The organism is Yersinia sp. 2545 StPb PI, from assembly GCF_052217125.1.
GTDB classification, from domain to species: domain Bacteria; phylum Pseudomonadota; class Gammaproteobacteria; order Enterobacterales; family Enterobacteriaceae; genus Yersinia; species Yersinia enterocolitica_E.
Genome location: NZ_JAZGPY010000001.1, coordinates 1891312 through 1908511 on the forward strand (window position 1 = coordinate 1891312; position 17200 = coordinate 1908511).

The window sequence follows — 17200 nt, forward strand, 5'->3', positions numbered from 1 at the left end:
AAATGGAAAGGTGGTTTGAAATGGATGGATATGCTTATTCTATTTGGTAATAACACAGAAGTTGTGGCATTAGCATGATGTTACAGCTGGCACAGAAAACAGGAAAAACCACCCCGCCAAAGGCGAAGTGGTTAGTCTGATATTTGTTATTTAGCGCCAGTGATTAGCGGTAAGCTTCATTTTTAGTCACGGAATAACGGCCACTACCCAGTAGCATGATAGCGACACCACCGAGGAAATACATAGCTTCGTTTTCCAAACCCCAAGCACCGACTTGGGTCAGGGTAAAGAATTTCCCCGTACCGACCATTAATACTGCAACCAGCAGGTTAACGGCGTAAACGAACGCCGCAGGGCGGGTAAACAGACCAAGAATAATCAGGATCGGGGTGACAATTTCGCCGATGTAAACGCCATAGGCGACAAAACTGGGGATGCCTTGCGCCTGTAAAGACGCGGCTATCCAACTTGTGCCATGCTGAATTTTGGCGACACCATGAAATAACATCAAGACACCGAACGTTAGGCGTAATAATAGTTTGCCGCCGTTAGGATGGTCTGTTAATCGAGTGAACCAGAGATTAAGTGTTGCGAGCATATATATCCTTATTAAAAAAGAAAATAACCGGATAATAACTAAGATTAATTACTCTCAGTATCGTCAGATAAATCTTATTTGCCTAGCGGATAAATCTGACGAAGTGTATCAAAAAAATTGATATAAATTAATTCTCATTACCATTAGCAATATTCTATTTCTGAATAAGTCATGCTATTCATACAATGAAGGCGCGCCTTCTGGCCGGGTCTTAAAACGCCGGTGTAGCCACATATATTGGTCTGTGGCTTGGGCAATCTCTTTTTCGACCACTTTATTCATAAACGCGGCCGCCGCCACTTCATTATCTAACGGGAAGTTCTCTACCGCGGGTTGCAACAGCAGTTGATAACCTTTGCCATTAGGTAAACGACGCGGCGTGAAAGGAATAATTGCCGGTTTACCCATACGTACCAGCAGGTAAGTCCCAGTGGTGGTTGCCGCTTGTTCGACAGCGAACAAGGGCACAAATACGCTGCTGCGCGGACCGTAATCATGATCCGGCGCATACCAGATAATTTCGCCTTGTTTTAGGCTGCGGATCATTCCTTTCAGATCTTTGCGGTCTAACATGGCTTTATTTGAACGCATCCGGCCCCAAGTCTGCATCCAGTCCATGGCTTTATTATCATGCGGGCGATAGACACCGATGCCCGGATTGTAGATACCGAAGATGCGGGCACCCAGTTCCAGCGTAAGAAAATGCAAGCCGATCAATAAAACCCCTTTGCCTTCCTCTCGTGCTTGTTGAATGTGTTCTAGACCACTAACGCTACACCAGCGCTCAATGCGCCAGTTCGGCCAAAACCAAGCCATGCCTGTTTCAAATAACCCCATCCCTACTGATTCAAAGTTCTTAACCAGCAGTTCATCGCGTTCAGCCTGTGGCATATCAGGAAAGCACAACTCGAGATTACGCTGTGTTATCCGTTTACGCCGTTTGAGAAAACGCATAGAAAAGCGACCAAGGGAGGTGCCCAGGACATAGATAACTGGGTAGGGGAGCAACACCAATAGGTAGAGGATACCGAGGCCAAGCCAGGTCAGCCAATAACGAGGGTGTAGCAGTGAGCGTTCAAAAGAAGGAACTTGCATATCTGTTCTCTGCGTTATTGTAATTCAGTCGGACAGTTAACTATTTACTCTTGATAGCGGATATGTGGTTCTTTAGCGAACCTCAATAGGCAGTTGCCGGTCATCCATACCAACGTATTCATCTGTCATTTAAGGTAGCCTATTGTGACATTTTTAGTGGCTTACAGGAAAACAGACCGCACCAAAAAGCCATTTTTATGCCTTTTGGTTGAAGATCCCGCCGATTAAATCACCTATCTGATGGTTAAATAACCATGATTGAATTTGGCTATTTGAACGGATTCAGTAAGCTGACTAACTCAGCCAGACTGTTAACTGCCATCTTTTCCATCACTTTAGCCCGATGCACTTCTACGGTTCTGACAGACACACAAGCTTTGTCGGCGATATCCCGATTAATCAAACCCTGCATAACCCATTGCGCAATCATCTGTTCCCGTGGCGTCAGCGAGGCATAACGCAGTTGTACCTGTCGGCGGGCTGTCAACTGCTCTGTGTGCTGGAAGCCCTGTTGTAAGGCGGTAATCAGCGGCGCAGTCGCGACTGGTTTTTGTAAGAAATCAACCGCCCCCAGTTTCATCTGCTCAACCGCCTGCGGCACTTCTCCATGGGCGGTAAGGAATATGACGGCCAGCGTGCTGCCTCGCTGGCGCATCTGGTTATAGACTTGCGTACCATCTAGCAGCGGCATACGAATATCGAGCAGTAATACACCAGATTGATATAAATCAGCCTGGGCCAGGAAACGCTCACCGTCATGCCATACCTTCACTTTGTAATCCAAGCTTTCCAGCAAAAAACGGCAAGCGTCGGTGACGGCAATATCGTCATCAAGTAGATGAATCAGTGACAAGAGTAAGCTCCTCGCTTGGGTTAAGTGGCAGTGTCAGGGTAACGCGTAGTCCAATCTTATCATTGGCGGCCATGTGGTTAAGTAGTGCCAGATTTCCGCCCTGGCGACAGATTAATCGCTGGCAAATGACCAGGCCGAGACCGAGGCCATCACTTTTGGTGGAACGGAATGGGGTCAAAGGCTGGTTGAGCTGTTCGGCCGTCAGGCCACCGGCATCATCTTGCAAAATTAATATTGCCACATCGGCTTGCTGATAAGCACTGAACCATAACTGGTGGGCACCGGCCTGCAAACTGTTAGTGATCAGATTACACAAGACCTGATCGAGCAGCGTGGGCGGTAAATGCAGCGCTAATGATGCCTCGATATCAGTATGCAACGTGCAACACGGCGCTGGATTGGTGGCTGCCAGTAACTGCCAGAGGTGATTAACCAAGGCAGGTAATGGTTGGCAGGCGGCAGAGCTGTTCATGGCCGGCTGTTTTCCTGCCCACAGCCGTAAGTTAGCAATGGTATCAGCCCCGCGTTGGGCCTGATGACTGATTTGACTCAAAATGGGCAGTAATGAGTGATCAGCCTGTTCCCGGTGCAGGCGAATAGCGCAGCCATCGGCGTAATGCTGAATAGCGCTGAGCGGCTGATTTAGTTCATGAGCGAATCCCGCGGCCATCTCACCGAGAATACTCAGGCGCTGAGCTTGTTCCAACGCACTTTCCCTAGCCCTAAGTTGCTGGTGAAGTTGCTCCAATTGCTGGCTGCGACGACGCACCAGAAACGCCACCCAGATATGATTGGCCGCGAGCAATAACAGAATCACCGCGATGGCGACGATCAACAGCCGATGTTGTTGTGCCCACTCAAGAGTCTGTTGCCAGAACTGCGGCTGTTGGGGATGTTGATTAATTGAACGTAATAAACTTTCGACCTGACTGGTGGAGGAGGGGGCACCCCATTGTGGTGTTTTGTCCCCATCGGGGCTGAGCAAAATCCGCGTAACATTATCGGCTAATTCATCCGGTACCTGTGATAACGCGGCAAACGACCAATTCGGGTATAACTCGCTGCTGCTCAGGCATGGAATGGCGGTTCTCTTCGCCAATAGCGGCTTAAAGTCAGCGGTATGCGCTAATCCTTCTGCCTGCATATCTTCCAGCAGGCAGGTGGGCACAATAGCCGCGGAGATAGCGCGATCACGCAGTAGATAAATTAACGCATCCACCGGGAAGCCAGAAAAATGCAATTGAAAATCCCGTTCTGGTTGCAGCCCCGCATCGCGTAGCACTTTGTATCCCAACAAGTAACCGCCAAAGGCATCGGGAGAGACGGCACCAACGCGTTTGCCAATCAACCCTTGGGGATTATGGATATCACTGTCAGCGCGTACCAGAATAACACTACCGATCACATTGCGGCTGGTGCTGTCTGGCTCATGATTGGAACGCAAAGAGACCAACCAACGCAGAGGATAGTGGTTATCAATTTGCACATATTGCGCTGGATTGGTCAGCAGAAAATCAACTCGGTTCTGCTGCACCGCACTTTTCATCGCATTTAAATCCAAGGGTAATAACTGAAAGTGCTGCCCAGGCAAGTGCTGATTAAGGCGATCGGCCAACGGTTGCCAATGTGCTTGCGCCTGAGCATCACCGCGTAATGCCAGCACGCCAATGGTCCAATCATTGGCATGGGCGGTTGAAAACCACCAAAACAGCACTATCACCAGCCCTCTGAAACTCATGCATGTTCCTTTTTATGATCCCCGTCGCAGTGCGCAATTGTCCTGGATCAAGTCCTTAAAGGGAATGTGGAAAACCACAATAGGGCTTCTGCTCGTCGATTTCTACAATCCTTGAATTAAGAGCATTGTTATTAAGCAGATGAGAAGAAAAATGGATCAAGGAAAAAGAGCATTTCTACAGCGGCTCGGGGGCTTAACTGCTGGCGCAGCATTGGTACCATTGGCGGATGCGGGCTGGCGGATGGAACCGGCACGCAAACAAGGTGATATCAAACGGCGCTACGCCATGTTGATTGATTTGCGCCGCTGTATTGGTTGCCAGGCATGTACTGTCAGTTGCGCGATTGAAAACCAACTGCCACAAGGCCAGTTCCGTACCACAGTTAATCAGTATCAAATTGCCCTGTCTGGGGCAGAAAGTGTCACCAATGTATTGCTACCCCGCCTGTGTAACCACTGCGATAACCCGCCTTGCGTGCCAGTCTGTCCGGTACAGGCCACTTATCAGCGTCAAGATGGCATTGTGGTGGTCGATAATACCCGTTGTGTTGGTTGTGCATACTGTGTTCAGGCCTGCCCGTATGAAGCTCGTTTTATCAATCACAGTACCCAAACTGCGGACAAGTGTACTTTTTGTGTTCATCGTCTGGATGTTGGATTGCTGCCTGCCTGTGTGGAGTCTTGTGTCGGCGGGGCGCGGATTATCGGTGATTTACGCGATGGCAACAGTATATTGCGCCAAATGCTACTAGAACATGCCGCTGACATTAAAGTGCTGAAACCGGAGCAAGGCACTCACCCTCAAGTGTTTTACCTCGGGCTAAATGACATTTTCACCCGACCATTGCAGGGCCAACCCGCGCTCTGGCAGGAGGTACACCCATGATCCGTGAAATTTTAGCTCGCCCACAAGATATCGCCTGGTTGCCTTGGGCGGTGCAGTATTTCTTTTTTATCGGGCTGGCTTGTAGTGGCGTGTTGTTTGCCTGCTGGCAACGGATGTTCTCTCGCCATCAGCAGAATCCATTGGAGTTTGCTGCACTGATGTTGGCGGTGACTGCGGTGGTGGTTGCGCCATTGGCGCTCAATGCGGACCTACATCAACCGGCCCGCGTCTGGCACTTCTATGCCCACTTTACGCCGTGGTCGTGGATGTCATGGGGGTCTCTTTTCTTACCCTTGTTTACCCTGCTGGTGTTGTCCTATTTTCTGGCGCTGACCTACAGCCGATTGCGGGCAAAACCATTAGCGCGATTATTGACAGGATTAGCCGGACTCTGTGCGTTTTCTGCTATCACTATTTTGCTCTATACCGGCCGCGAGGTGTCAATCCTGCGCGCCCAACCCCTGTGGTTTAGTTTATGGTTGCCACTGTTTATCTTCCTGACTGCCTGGCAGACGATCCCGCCTTTACTGGCTACCTAGCTATGGCGTGAGCCGCACTATCAGGTGTCATTGGCGCGCTGGCAACCCATCAATTTAATGATGCTGGCGTTGGTTACTGTGCTGTGGGCCAGTGGTGATAATGCCTCGGCACAGGCTCTGCGCTACTGGGCTATGCATGCCCAGACTTTGGCAGCATTTCCTGTGGTGCTGTGGCTATTGCTTTTGGCAATGGCGCTGTTCAACAGGAAAAAAACCTTATCAAGCGGGATGGTAGTGGCTCAGGCACTGGCAGCCCTGACGTTGTGTTGGTCGGTACGTTGGCTATTGCTGATGCATACTCAAACGTTGCCTAAATACAATGTGTTAACCAATCCCTATTCGTTGCCGCTGGGGAGTGAAGGATTGCTGGCCGTGGTGGGTACATGCGGATTATGGATAGCGGTGATTATTGCTATCCGTGAAGGTGTCAGATGGCTTGAACAACAATTCTCAAGTGAAAAAATAGTCTCAAGTGAAAAAACAGTTTCAGGCGAGAAAACAGTGAAAGGAGAAATGCATCATGGCTAAGTCTACACGGCGTCAATGGTTAAAAGGCAGTTTAGCCTTGGGGGGCGTGGTTGCATTTGCTGCCAGTTATCATGCTGTGGCACGCAAAACATTGGCTGGCCTGATTGATGGTAGTGCCGGAAAGCTTACACTCGATCCTGTTAGTGCCAACGCATTAGCACCAGAAGGACGTATTGGGCAGCAGTGGCAGGCCAATCCGCAACAAGCGGTTTCAATGACACAATGTTTTGGTTGTTGGACCTTGTGTGGCTTACGGGTGCGAGTCGATACCCAGCACAATAAAATCCTGCGCATCGCCGGTAACCCTTATCATCCGTTGTCTCATGACCACCATTTTCCGTATCAGTTACCACTAAGTGAAGCGCTGCAACGTTTAGGTGGAGAGTCAGGCATGGCCGGGCGTTCAACGGCTTGCGCGCGCGGCGCGACGCTATTAGAAGGGGTCGATAGCCCTTATCGTATTACCGAGCCAATGAAGCGCACCGGGCCACGGGGCAGTGGCAAATGGCAGCGTATCAGCTTTGAGCAATTGGTGGCGGAAGTGACCGAAGGCGGTGATCTCTTTGGCGAGGGGCCGGTTGAAGGGTTGCGGGCTATCCGTGACCTGATTACCCCCATTGATACTCAGCAGCCCTCATTGGGGCCGAAAGCCAATCAGTTACTAGTGACTAACGCCGGTGATGATGGGCGCGATGCTTTTATCCGACGTTTTGCTCATCAAGCGTTCGGCACTAAAAATCTCGGTAGCCACGGGGCATATTGTGGTTTGGCGTATCGTGCCGGTTCAGGTGCGTTGATGGGGGATTTAGATAAAAATGCCCATGTTAAGCCTGATTGGGATAACGTCCGTTTTGCCCTATTTTTGGGGACGTCGCCTGCGCAATCTGGCAACCCATTTAAGCGGCAAGGGCGTCAGCTAGCCAATGCTCGCCAGCGTGATGATTTCAATTATGTGGTGGTCGCCCCCGCGCTGCCACTGACAACCACATTGGCTAATCAGCATAACCGCTGGGTTCCGGTGTTGCCGGGGACGGATGCGGCACTGGCAATGGGGATGATTCGTTGGATTATCGAACAGAATCGTTTTAACCACGCTTATTTGTCCGTTCCTGGTGAGGTTGCCATGCAAGCGGCGGGTGAGCGCAGTTGGACCAATGCCAGCCATCTGGTGATAACCACTGAAACCCATCCCTTGGCAGGCCAGTTCCTACGTGCCAGCCAGCTAAGTGGTGAGTCAGTGGCCGAAGCTGAAGAGAGACCGGTATTAGTGCAAGGGGTTGACGGTACATTGCAGCCTGCTGCATTAGCATTACACGCTCAATTGTTTGTCACGCGCGAGGTCACCTTACATGATGGTCAAATTGTGCAGGTGCAATCAGGTATGGCGTGTTTGCGGCAAGCGGCAGAGCGTTTTACTCTGGAAGAATACAGCCAGCAATGCGGCGTCCCAGCAGAGACGATGGTTGGTTTGGCGAAAGAGTTTACGGCTTACCAGCGTCAGGCTGCGGTTATCTCCCATGGTGGCATGATGGGGGGTAACGGTTTTTATACCACCTGGGCGGTCATGATGCTCAATGCCCTGATTGGTAATTTGAATCTTAAGGGTGGAGTTTCGGTTGGGGGGGGAAGTTTGATGGTTTTGCTGATGGTTCTCGCTATCAGTTAGCTACTTTCGCTGGAATGATAAAACCAAAAGGCTTACCGCTATCGCGCAGCAAGCAGCCCTATGAACAATCGCAAGAGTATCAGCAAAAGATTCAGCAGGGTCAGCCTGGCTATCCGGCCCGTGGCCCATGGTATCCCTTTGTCGGTGGGCAATTGACCGAACAATTGGCACCGGCATTGGCGGGTTATCCCTATCCGCTTAAGGCATGGATTAGCCATATGACTAATCCGCTGTACGGGGTCGCGGGGCTGCGCAACTTGATTGAGGCGAAACTACAAGATCCACGTCAATTGCCGCTGTTTATTGCCATTGATGCTTTTATGAATGAAACCACCGCATTGGCGGATTATATCGTACCGGATACCCATAATTTTGAGAGTTGGGGATTCAGTGCGCCCTGGGCCGGGGTACTGGTCAAAGCCAGCACTGCCCGCTGGCCCGTGGTGACATCACGTACTGTCCGCACGGCTCAAGGCGAGCCTGTGGCCATGGAGAGCTTCCTGATTGCAGTGGCCAAGGCATTGCAATTACCGGGGTTCGGTGCCAATGCGATGCAGGACAGCCAGGGAAACAATTTGTCGCTGGAGCGGGCCGAGGATTACTATTTACGGGCCGCGGCCAATATTGCTTATGGCGGTGAAAAACCACTGCCACCAGCCTCGGATGAAGAACTGAAATTAACCGGCGTCGATCGCTTATGGCCCGACTTACAACGCAGTCTGCATATTGATGAGCAGCGCCGAGTGGCTTACCTGTTGGCGCGTGGTGGGCGTTTTGCGCCTTATGAGAAAAGTTGGAATGGCGATGCCACCGGGCCGCAGTGGAAAAAGCCACTGCAAATCTGGAACGAAAATGTCGCGCAACATCACCATGCGATAACCGGCGAGCGTTATAGCGGCTGTCCGACTTGGTATCCACCTCGTCTGGCCGATGGTTCCGATGTCTTTACCCATTATCCGGCAACTGACTGGCCTTTGCGCTTGATGTCCTTCAAGTCTCATCTCATGAGCAGTTCTACTGCGATGATTGAGCGCTTACGCGCGGTCAAACCCACCAATTTGGTGGCGATTAATCCAACCGATGCTCAGCGCTACGGGATACAGCACGGTGACAGTGTACGCCTGATGACCCCCGGTGGTCAGATGAAGGTACAGGTAAGTTTATTGGATGGTGTTATGCCTGGTGTGGTTGCTATTGAACATGGTTATGGACATCGCGAGATGGGTGCCAGAACACATTCGTTGGATGGTGTGATCATGGCGTCAGACCCGCGTATCGGTCAGGGGAGCAATCTGAATGACTTGGGGTTTACTGATCCAACGCGAGAAGTCCCCAATACCTGGCTGGATTGGGTCAGTGGTGCCGCGGTTCGGCAAGGGCTACCAGCCAGATTGGAAGTGATTAGCTAGCAGGCTATCAATTTTGACTTAAATCCCTCTCAATTGAAGAGGGATTTTTATTTCTACGTTATGATATTCCCGATGTATAAATGAGTTTCATTCATTCTTATCGGAGAGCCGTCGATGGCAGTAGCAAGACTCAGTGCGGGTTTATTGGTCGTCGGTGGCATATTGGGTTATATGGGGGCTTACTGGCAAACCCTCTCTTTGCTGATTGCTGCCGGAATTGCCTTACTCACTGGGATCGTTCTTTCCGCTTTTACTGATAGTGATTACCGCTAAAGATGTTCCGCAGTAATGTTTCAGGTATTATATGCGCCGCACGGCTGTCCCGTGGTGAAACATCAGTTCTATTGTACAATGAATTAACGTGATTAGCCGTCTAATGAATTACCTAACCCATTGAGCAATAATTAAATTTTTATCAGTAACCTCTTCGAAAGACAGGAACGTACACCATGCCAGTGTTACATAACCGAATTTCTAATGAGGAACTTAAAGCGCGCATGTTGGCTGAAACCGAACCGCGCACCACAGTTTCTTTTTATAAATATTTCACTCTGGAAGATGCCAAAACCTTCCGTGACGACCTCTATAGTCAATTTGTTAAACTCGGCGTGTTTGGTCGGGTTTATGTGGCTAAAGAGGGGATCAATGCACAAATCAGTGTGCCCGCTAATCGTTATGATGAGTTCAAAACCGTGTTGTTTGCCGCACATTCTGCACTAGATCAGGTGCGGCTGAATGTGGCTCATGAAGATGATGGGAAGTCATTCTGGGTGCTGCGCATGAAAGTTCGCGAACGCATTGTGGCGGACGGTATTGATGACGAGAGTTTCGATCCCAGTAATATAGGGCATTATCTGAAGGCCGATCAGGTTAATCAGATGATTGATGATCCCGATACTTTGTTTGTTGATATGCGCAATCACTATGAGTACGAAGTAGGCCATTTCGAAAATGCCATTGAAGTCCCTTCTGATACTTTCCGTGAGCAATTGCCAATGGCGGTTGATATGCTGCAACATGACAAAGAGAAAAATATTGTTATGTATTGCACTGGTGGGATTCGCTGTGAGAAAGCCAGCGCCTATATGCTGCACAATGGCTTCAAAAACGTTTATCACGTTGAGGGCGGTATTATCGAATATGCCCGTAAAGCAAAAGAACAGGGGTTGCCGCTGAAATTTATCGGTAAAAACTTTGTTTTTGATGAGCGGATGGGGGAGCGGATCTCTGATGATGTGATAGCCCACTGCCATCAGTGCGGTACACCTTGCGACACGCATACCAACTGTAAGAATGATGGCTGCCACTTACTATTTATTCAGTGTCCGACCTGTGCGGCAAAGTTTGCTGGTTGCTGTAGTGATATCTGTCAGGAAGAGCTGAAGTTGCCGCAGGAAGAGCAACGCTCCCGGCGTGCTGGGCGCGAAAACGGCATCAAGATTTTTAATAAATCGAAAGGATTGTTGCAAACTACCATGCACATTCCGATGCCAGAAAAGAGCACAGATAAAAAATAGTCGTAGGGTTAACCTACTGGATGTACTATTAAAGTTAGACGTTGTCGGTTATTTTATTCGATAGCGTCTTTTTTATGCCATTTTTAGAGCAATGGCGATTCCAATACAAGGATTGATAATGACAATACCTGGAGTGAGTAGCCAAGGGCTACGGTTAGTCACGATGCTGGCTATGCTGGTGGTGATTATGGCGGGAATTAAAGCGGCATCGCCGATCGTGGTTCCATTCTTGTTGGCTATATTTCTTGCTATCGTATTAAATCCTTTAGTGAAACTGTTGGAGAAAATAAGAATTCCCCGCACCTTAGCTATTGTCTTATTGGTTAGCATTATTATTTTACTCATGGCATTGCTCTTTGGCCGCCTGGGTTCTTCATTAAATGAGTTTGCCCGCTCGTTGCCGCAATATCGTGGCATGATGCTGGAAAAAATGCGCGACCTGCAAGAGTTTGCAATGCGCTTTAATATTGAGTTCTCGGTGGATGACATTATGAAGCATGTCGATCCTAGCACCGCGATGAACTTTGTGACCCGTCTCCTGAGCCACCTTTCTGGTGCCATGGCTAGTATGTTCTTGCTGCTGATGACGGTGGTCTTTATGTTGTTTGAAGTGGAACGACTGCCTTATAAAATGCAGTTGATGTTTGATAACCCAGAGCAAGGGAATGCGATTCTCAAGCGTGCATTAAATGGTGTAACTCATTATCTGGTGATCAAGACGATTATTAGCATTGCGACGGGGATTGTTATTTGGTTATTCCTGGCAGCGATGGGGGTCAGATTCGCTTTCCTTTGGGGGCTACTGGCTTTCGTCCTCAATTACATTCCTAATATCGGCTCCGTATTGGCGGCTATCCCACCCATCGTTCAGGCACTGTTGTTTAATGGTTTTGCTGATGCTTTTGCCGTTACCTGCGGGTATATTTTGATTAACCTGATTGGTGGCAATATTATTGATCCACGGATGATGGGGCGTGGTTTGGGTCTATCAACCTTGGTGGTGTTCTTATCCTTGATTTTTTGGGGGTGGCTACTCGGGCCAATTGGTATGCTGCTTTCCGTTCCGTTAACCATTATTGCCAAAATAGTATTAGAGTTAACACCAGCCGGTTATAAAATCGCCGTGTTATTGAGTGATGGCAAACCGGCCAAGGTAGAGTAGTGCAAACTGCGGATATCGTATTTATTGCTGGGCCACAGGTGGGAAGCTATCTGGTGGCCCGGCTAGAAAAGGTAGAGAAAACGCGTTAATAGAAAAAGAAATAAATATCCAGTGCTAACAGAATCAGCCACAAGCAGATATAGAGCAGTAGATGTTCCCGTACATTATTGATAACCATCGATAGCAATTTATTTAACATGCAGGGTGCCTGAGGCTAGAATTATCGCCCATTATAAGGATTTTTACTTTTATAAACAATAAGCTGGCAGGCTAAATTCCTGAGTTACAGCATGATGAAATAAGTCATTTCTTTGGATAATATGGGCATTGTGGTACGAATGGAAAAGATTGATATGTATTGGTGATATTAAGTGAAATGTAACCGATTCTTTAACTGCAAGCGATAACTCACTATATTAATCCGGTTACATTATTTGTTAAGAACAAAAATCACATATACAGAAAATTTACTGAAAGGGAATGCTCCCTTTATTGCGACTCTCTATACACCAACGCCTTAGTATAAATATTTAAATACATTGTAAATAAAGCATAATTCCAAACGGTTTCTGACTTTTATTTTTTCGGTAATATGCCGTTTATGCGAATAAACTGTACTGTCACTGATATTTAACTTCCTGGCAATGCGGTAATTGGGCATCTCCATCATCCAGTAGCACATGACTTTATGCTCTTGTGGACTGAATAGGGATGCTGGACAGGGGGGATGTGGCTTACCGATACCCTCACTTGAAAAGTCCGATAGTCTTTGTAACAACTCCGGTAAGCGTTTTTTAGCCAAAATAGAGACAGAATCTGTCAGGGGTATCGGCGTTTCACTAAACGGATATGACGCATCCAGATAAATATAAACTTTAGCCCGCAGGCAACAACTCAAAAATTGTGCTAATAACGGGCAATGTCCACCATAGCGACAATATTGGGTAAGGTTAACAATAATTACCTCAGGATCAAACTCATGAACAGCTAATGTAGCCTGTTCCACCGTAGGAACATCCATTAAATCGAGATATGAAGCGTTATTTAAATAAGTATTTACCCCTGATCGGGTATAAAAACATTCATCGATAATTAATATTTTCATGTGGCATACATCCTTGTCTAACAGCAACCATACCTGGCCGCATACAAGGATAAAGTAATCCCCTGATGCCTAAAACGTCAATTCGGGATTCACGATTGTTTTTAGCGGCTTTTACGAATATAAGACTCTGCTAATTATTAAATTTGCGGCGTTTTATATTAATAATGAGGTAAAAATGAGAGCGAGATATACCGATGACTGAAATAAAAAGAAACAGTCATCGGTAGCAATCAAGTGCTGAACTCGCGGGTTACAGCATTACGATTTGGCGAAGCGGGATAGCGAAAAGGCTGAAATATCAATAGGTGAGGGTTTATCTTGTGCGAAGAGTGCAGCGACTTCCCCCAATGCAGTTGCAAACTTAAATCCATGGCCGCTTAAGCCTGTTACCACCATGATATTTTTGTTATCGGGTAATGTATCGATGATAAAATCTTCATCAGGGCTCATGTCATAACTGCATGCCGCGCCGTGCAGACAGACACCCACTCCCGGTAAGAAGTTACGTAAAAAACCAAATACTTCGGTTCCATCCTCGGCATAACTGCCAAAGGGCTTACGTTGTGCCGCTGTTTCAATAGGCTGACCACCATTATGTTTGCCTAGTTTTAACTCGTCATTTTGCGAGGGGAAGCCGTAATAATGGATATTATCCGGTGTCTCGACGGTGAATGCCGGGAAATGATTTCCTTCGCTATAGCGTCCATCGGCATGGTGCCATGAAAACACTTTACGTATGGCGGTCACCGGTAATTCGGGTAACAGCTCTTTGACCCAGGTTCCGGCAGTGACAATCACTTTCTTAGCACTGTAGGTACCATCTATAGTCACGACATCTACACCACCATCCAGCGGTTCGATAGCGGTAACCGGACAATTGAATAAAATACCGCAGCCTGCTTCTGTGACGGCTTTAATCAGCGTTTTAATCGCCAATTCAGAACGTAGATAACCTGATTGTGGTTCGAACACACCAATATAATTATCTGGTACGGTAAATACCGGCCACTTTTCACGGATCTGGGCCGCGTTTAAGGTTTCAACCGGCAAGTTATATTGTTGAGCGCTGTGCTGCACATTTTGCAGGAAAATAGAGTCATCTGGCCCAAGATTAAGCACGCCACTGGCCTGAAATAATGATTCACCTGTTTGAGCTGATAACTGGTCCCACAATGTTTGGGCACGCAAAACTAAGGGAACATATTTCTCACCTTCGCCATAGGCATGGCGAATGATCCGTGTATCACCATGGTGACTGCCTGCTTGATGAGGCGGCATGGCACTGTCAATCATCAGTACGTTTAAACCAGCTTGTGACGCATAGTAGCCTGCGGCAGAGCCGACCGAACCGCTACCAATGACAATTAGATCATAATCCATATTTTGCATCCCGGGGAATATCGCCACCTGGCTTTTTCAATAGGGTTTGTGCTAGCAATGTGTATTTATCGCGGCAATAACCCGAACGATTTGAATTAAAGGTAGCAACAGTGCTGATAAAAATTAAAACGATAGTAATAGCACGGGACTGAGAGGAGAAAAAGCGCTGTTAGCCATAGAGTGGTGGGAATGGTTAATAAAAAGGCACTAAGTGATATTCACTCGTGCCTTTTTTGGCGAACATTAAACTCGTTTTCTGGTGGAAAAAAATTAATGTTTACGGTGATCGCGATCTTGATATTCCGATGACTCAATTTTAGCAATGCCTGCTTCTAAGATATTTATTAATTGGCGTGCAACATCGGTGGTTAACCAGAGCGTTCTATCAACCAGCGCATCTTCTGGCGGTTGATCCATGGAAGACAGGTAATGAAGACGTATCATCATAGCGTCGTATACATCTACAGTGCTGATATCCCAGCCTACAAGCGGGTGAGTCTGAATAACTTCATCATTTCTGTCCATAAAGACCCCTTATATAGTAGTTACTGACTGGAGTGACTAATGAGGATCAATGCGGCTCATTATCAAGTGAGCTTTTTCAGTATACGCAACCGCCGATAAATTTGGAGATTATCGCAAGATCTTTACAAATTATTTATTTTATGATGATTTCTTAATCAACAATAAATGGGTTAAAAGAAGTCGGTGAGTAAAGGAAGTTTAGACGCTTATATAAAAAAGCCGAGGAGCGACTCCCCGGCAAAACAGCATTACATTGGGTTACTCCGCGTCGAACCAGTCGTCAGCGCTTTCCCATATTTCTTGTAATATTTCAGAGATCAAATCTTTATCTGTTTTGGCACCACCTAAAACGGAAAGATTATTTGCTCCGGCATAACGTATTTGTACTGCGGTGGTGGTGTCCGGGAATTTGGTGTTGAGTCTTTTACTCAATTCATGGGTTAGTGCTTCGATAGCACCTGCGGGTAACGGGTTTTTTTTATCAATACTCACTTCAACACGCATATTTGGCCCTCCGAATATTTATACTGGTTATTTATACAGTACAAATATTCAGGTTGCAAGTGACTGATATAAAAATCGTCGCTGTAAAGGGTTAGCCCCTACAGCGGCGGTTATCAGCTTTTAACTGACCAATTGATAGTCTGACCGGCCAGGAAAGGAATCACAGATTCATCCCCTAATGGGATCTCTTCTGGTTGTTGGAAGGGGGCCTTAACCAATTCAACAACCTCTTCGTTAATCGGCAAGCCATAGAAGCGTGGACCATTTAATGAACAGAATGCTTCAAGATGCTGTAGCGCATTCATCTCTTCAAACACAGTAGCATAAGCTGGCAGCGCTGATGGTGCGTTGAACACGCCAGCACAGCCACAGGATGACTCCTTACGATGTTTGGTATGGGGAGCGGAATCGGTTCCGAGGAAGAAACGGTCTGAACCACTAGCAACGGCCTGGCGCAATGCTTCTTGATGCGTGCTGCGTTTCAATATTGGCAGACAGAACAAGTGGGGGCGAATACCACCGACCAGCATGTGATTGCGGTTAAACATCAGATGCTGTGGGGTGATAGTTGCACCAAGGAAACGATTGCCTGCCAGCACGTAATCGGCCGCATCTTTGGTGGTTATGTGCTCGAAGACAATTTTCAATTCAGGGAATTGGCGACGTATCGGTTCCAGAATCTGTTCAATAAAGCGCGCTTCGCGATCAAAAATATCAACGGCAGCTTCTGTTACTTCACCGTGGATCAGCAGCGGCATACCTATCTTTTGCATTTGCTCAAACAACGGGTATATCGCCGGGATATCGGATACACCATGATTTGAGTTGGTCGTAGCATTCGCTGGATACAGTTTTGCCGCAGTAAATACACCTTGTTCAAAGCCGGTGGTCAGTTCTTTGACATCAAGTGTATTGGTCAGATAACAGGTCATCAACGGCGTGAAGTTATGCCCGGCAGGTACTGCGGCTAAAATTCGTTCCCGATAAGCGATAGCACTGGCAACAGTCGTAATTGGTGGAGCCAGATTGGGCATGACAATGGCCCGGGCGAACACCTCGGAGGTATAGGGCAGCACGGTACTGAGCATTTCGTCATCACGTAAGTGAATATGCCAGTCATCCGGGCGGCGAATTTTCAGGGTTTGGGGTTGTGCAGTCATTCAACTAGCTCCGCAGTCATGATGAGATATTGGGGTTTTTATACTGTTTCCGGCGGGGTCTAAGGATAAGCGGAAAGTGCGCAGGATGCATCTGATTGTTAGGGTTAAGTTGAAAACAAGGCAAAAAGGGCATCTTATAGAGGGGCTCGGGATAAAATTGCCCGTTAGGGTGAGCTATTGATTAGCAGTAAAATACGCTAATTGAATGTACAGCATGGGAGAATAACTATGGAAGTCCGTGTCATCGCCAGTTTAGTGGCAAAACCTGAATTTATTGATGCAGTAAAAGAAGCGGTTCATTTGGTAATAGAACCGAGTCGTGAGGAGAAGGGGAATCTGCAATATGATCTCCATGCCGAAAGCGACCAGAAAGGTTCTTTTGTGTTTTTCGAACGCTGGGCATCTGATGATGCATTGGAAAAACATAATAAAACCGAGCACTTCAAAGCGTTTGTCAAAGCTATTGAAGGCAAACTGGAAAACCTCGAAATAAAGAAACTGAAACAGATAGCCTGAGAGTGATCTCTGGTTAAAG

At 47.6% G+C, this 17200-nt stretch carries 15 protein-coding genes and 2 pseudogenes; 7 read left to right on the top strand and 10 right to left on the bottom strand.

Translation table 11 applies throughout. The annotated features are described in order from the left end of the window. Positions 1-163: 163 nt before the first annotated feature. From V1955_RS08640 to ttrS, 4 genes are all read right to left on the bottom strand, one after another. Positions 164-598 carry a DoxX family protein gene (locus V1955_RS08640; RefSeq protein ID WP_083158503.1) on the bottom strand — a complete coding sequence of 145 codons (435 nt, stop codon included), beginning with the start codon at positions 596-598 and terminating at the stop codon, positions 164-166. A 174-nt stretch (positions 599-772) separates the two neighbouring features. Then, complete coding sequence (locus V1955_RS08645) at positions 773-1693, bottom strand: Kdo(2)-lipid IV(A) acyltransferase (protein WP_442820793.1); 921 nt, start codon at positions 1691-1693, stop codon at positions 773-775. Positions 1694-1961: 268 nt separating this feature from the next. After that, entirely contained in the window at positions 1962-2546 is a 585-nt protein-coding gene (ttrR, locus tag V1955_RS08650) for a tetrathionate respiration response regulator TtrR (RefSeq protein ID WP_083158505.1), read from the bottom strand. Then, positions 2524-4284 carry a tetrathionate respiration histidine kinase TtrS gene (gene ttrS, locus V1955_RS08655; RefSeq protein ID WP_442820794.1) on the bottom strand — a complete coding sequence of 587 codons (1761 nt, stop codon included), beginning with the start codon at positions 4282-4284 and terminating at the stop codon, positions 2524-2526. The genes ttrR and ttrS overlap by 23 nt, the downstream gene beginning before the upstream one ends. A 151-nt stretch (positions 4285-4435) precedes the next feature. On the opposite strand from ttrS, the gene ttrB reads away from it, so the two are divergent. The 6 genes and pseudogenes from ttrB to V1955_RS08685 all read left to right on the top strand — a co-directional run bounded on the left by ttrB (position 4436) and on the right by V1955_RS08685 (position 11991). After that, positions 4436-5170, top strand: coding sequence for a tetrathionate reductase subunit TtrB (gene ttrB, locus V1955_RS08660; protein ID WP_083158507.1), 735 nt, complete (start codon positions 4436-4438; stop codon positions 5168-5170). Beyond that, positions 5167-6237, top strand: a pseudogene (ttrC, locus tag V1955_RS08665) (tetrathionate reductase subunit TtrC). Before ttrB ends, ttrC begins: the two are co-directional and overlap by 4 nt. Beyond that, positions 6230-9312, top strand: a pseudogene (ttrA, locus tag V1955_RS08670) (tetrathionate reductase subunit TtrA). Before ttrC ends, ttrA begins: the two co-directional pseudogenes overlap by 8 nt. 114 nt (positions 9313-9426) lie before the next feature. Further along, positions 9427-9585, top strand: a complete 159-nt coding sequence (locus V1955_RS08675; protein ID WP_193784639.1) for a hypothetical protein — start codon at positions 9427-9429, stop codon at positions 9583-9585. A gap of 176 nt (positions 9586-9761) precedes the next feature. Next, positions 9762-10829, top strand: coding sequence for an oxygen-dependent tRNA uridine(34) hydroxylase TrhO (trhO, locus tag V1955_RS08680; protein ID WP_442820795.1), 1068 nt, complete (start codon positions 9762-9764; stop codon positions 10827-10829). Positions 10830-10947: 118 nt separating this feature from the next. Beyond that, positions 10948-11991: an AI-2E family transporter gene (locus V1955_RS08685; RefSeq protein ID WP_083158511.1), complete on the top strand. Its 1044-nt coding sequence runs from the start codon at positions 10948-10950 to the stop codon at positions 11989-11991. A gap of 85 nt (positions 11992-12076) precedes the next feature. Here V1955_RS08685 and V1955_RS08690 read toward each other — a convergent pair whose 3' ends face one another. The 6 genes from V1955_RS08690 to pyrC all read right to left on the bottom strand — a co-directional run bounded on the left by V1955_RS08690 (position 12077) and on the right by pyrC (position 16665). Beyond that, positions 12077-12190 (bottom strand): DUF2770 family protein, encoded by a 114-nt coding sequence (locus V1955_RS08690; RefSeq protein WP_005183270.1) that lies wholly within the window; start codon positions 12188-12190, stop codon positions 12077-12079. Between the two features lie 318 nt (positions 12191-12508). Then, complete coding sequence (locus tag V1955_RS08695; RefSeq protein WP_083158512.1) at positions 12509-13096, bottom strand: helix-turn-helix transcriptional regulator; 588 nt, start codon at positions 13094-13096, stop codon at positions 12509-12511. A gap of 258 nt (positions 13097-13354) precedes the next feature. After that, on the bottom strand, positions 13355-14476 hold the full coding sequence (solA, locus tag V1955_RS08700) for an N-methyl-L-tryptophan oxidase (protein ID WP_442820796.1): 1122 nt from the start codon (positions 14474-14476) through the stop codon (positions 13355-13357). A 270-nt stretch (positions 14477-14746) separates the two neighbouring features. Beyond that, the gene (gene bssS / locus V1955_RS08705; protein ID WP_083158513.1) at positions 14747-15001 is read right to left on the bottom strand and encodes a biofilm formation regulator BssS; all 255 of its coding nucleotides are present in this window, start codon (positions 14999-15001) and stop codon (positions 14747-14749) included. A 258-nt stretch (positions 15002-15259) separates the two neighbouring features. Next, positions 15260-15505: a DNA damage-inducible protein I gene (dinI, locus tag V1955_RS08710; RefSeq protein ID WP_083158514.1), complete on the bottom strand. Its 246-nt coding sequence runs from the start codon at positions 15503-15505 to the stop codon at positions 15260-15262. 113 nt (positions 15506-15618) lie between these two features. After that, positions 15619-16665 carry a dihydroorotase gene (gene pyrC / locus V1955_RS08715; protein WP_083158515.1) on the bottom strand — a complete coding sequence of 349 codons (1047 nt, stop codon included), beginning with the start codon at positions 16663-16665 and terminating at the stop codon, positions 15619-15621. Between the two features lie 228 nt (positions 16666-16893). On the opposite strand from pyrC, the gene V1955_RS08720 reads away from it, so the two are divergent. Next, entirely contained in the window at positions 16894-17181 is a 288-nt protein-coding gene (locus V1955_RS08720; protein ID WP_083158516.1) for a putative quinol monooxygenase, read from the top strand. The last annotated feature ends 19 nt before the right edge of the window (positions 17182-17200 follow it).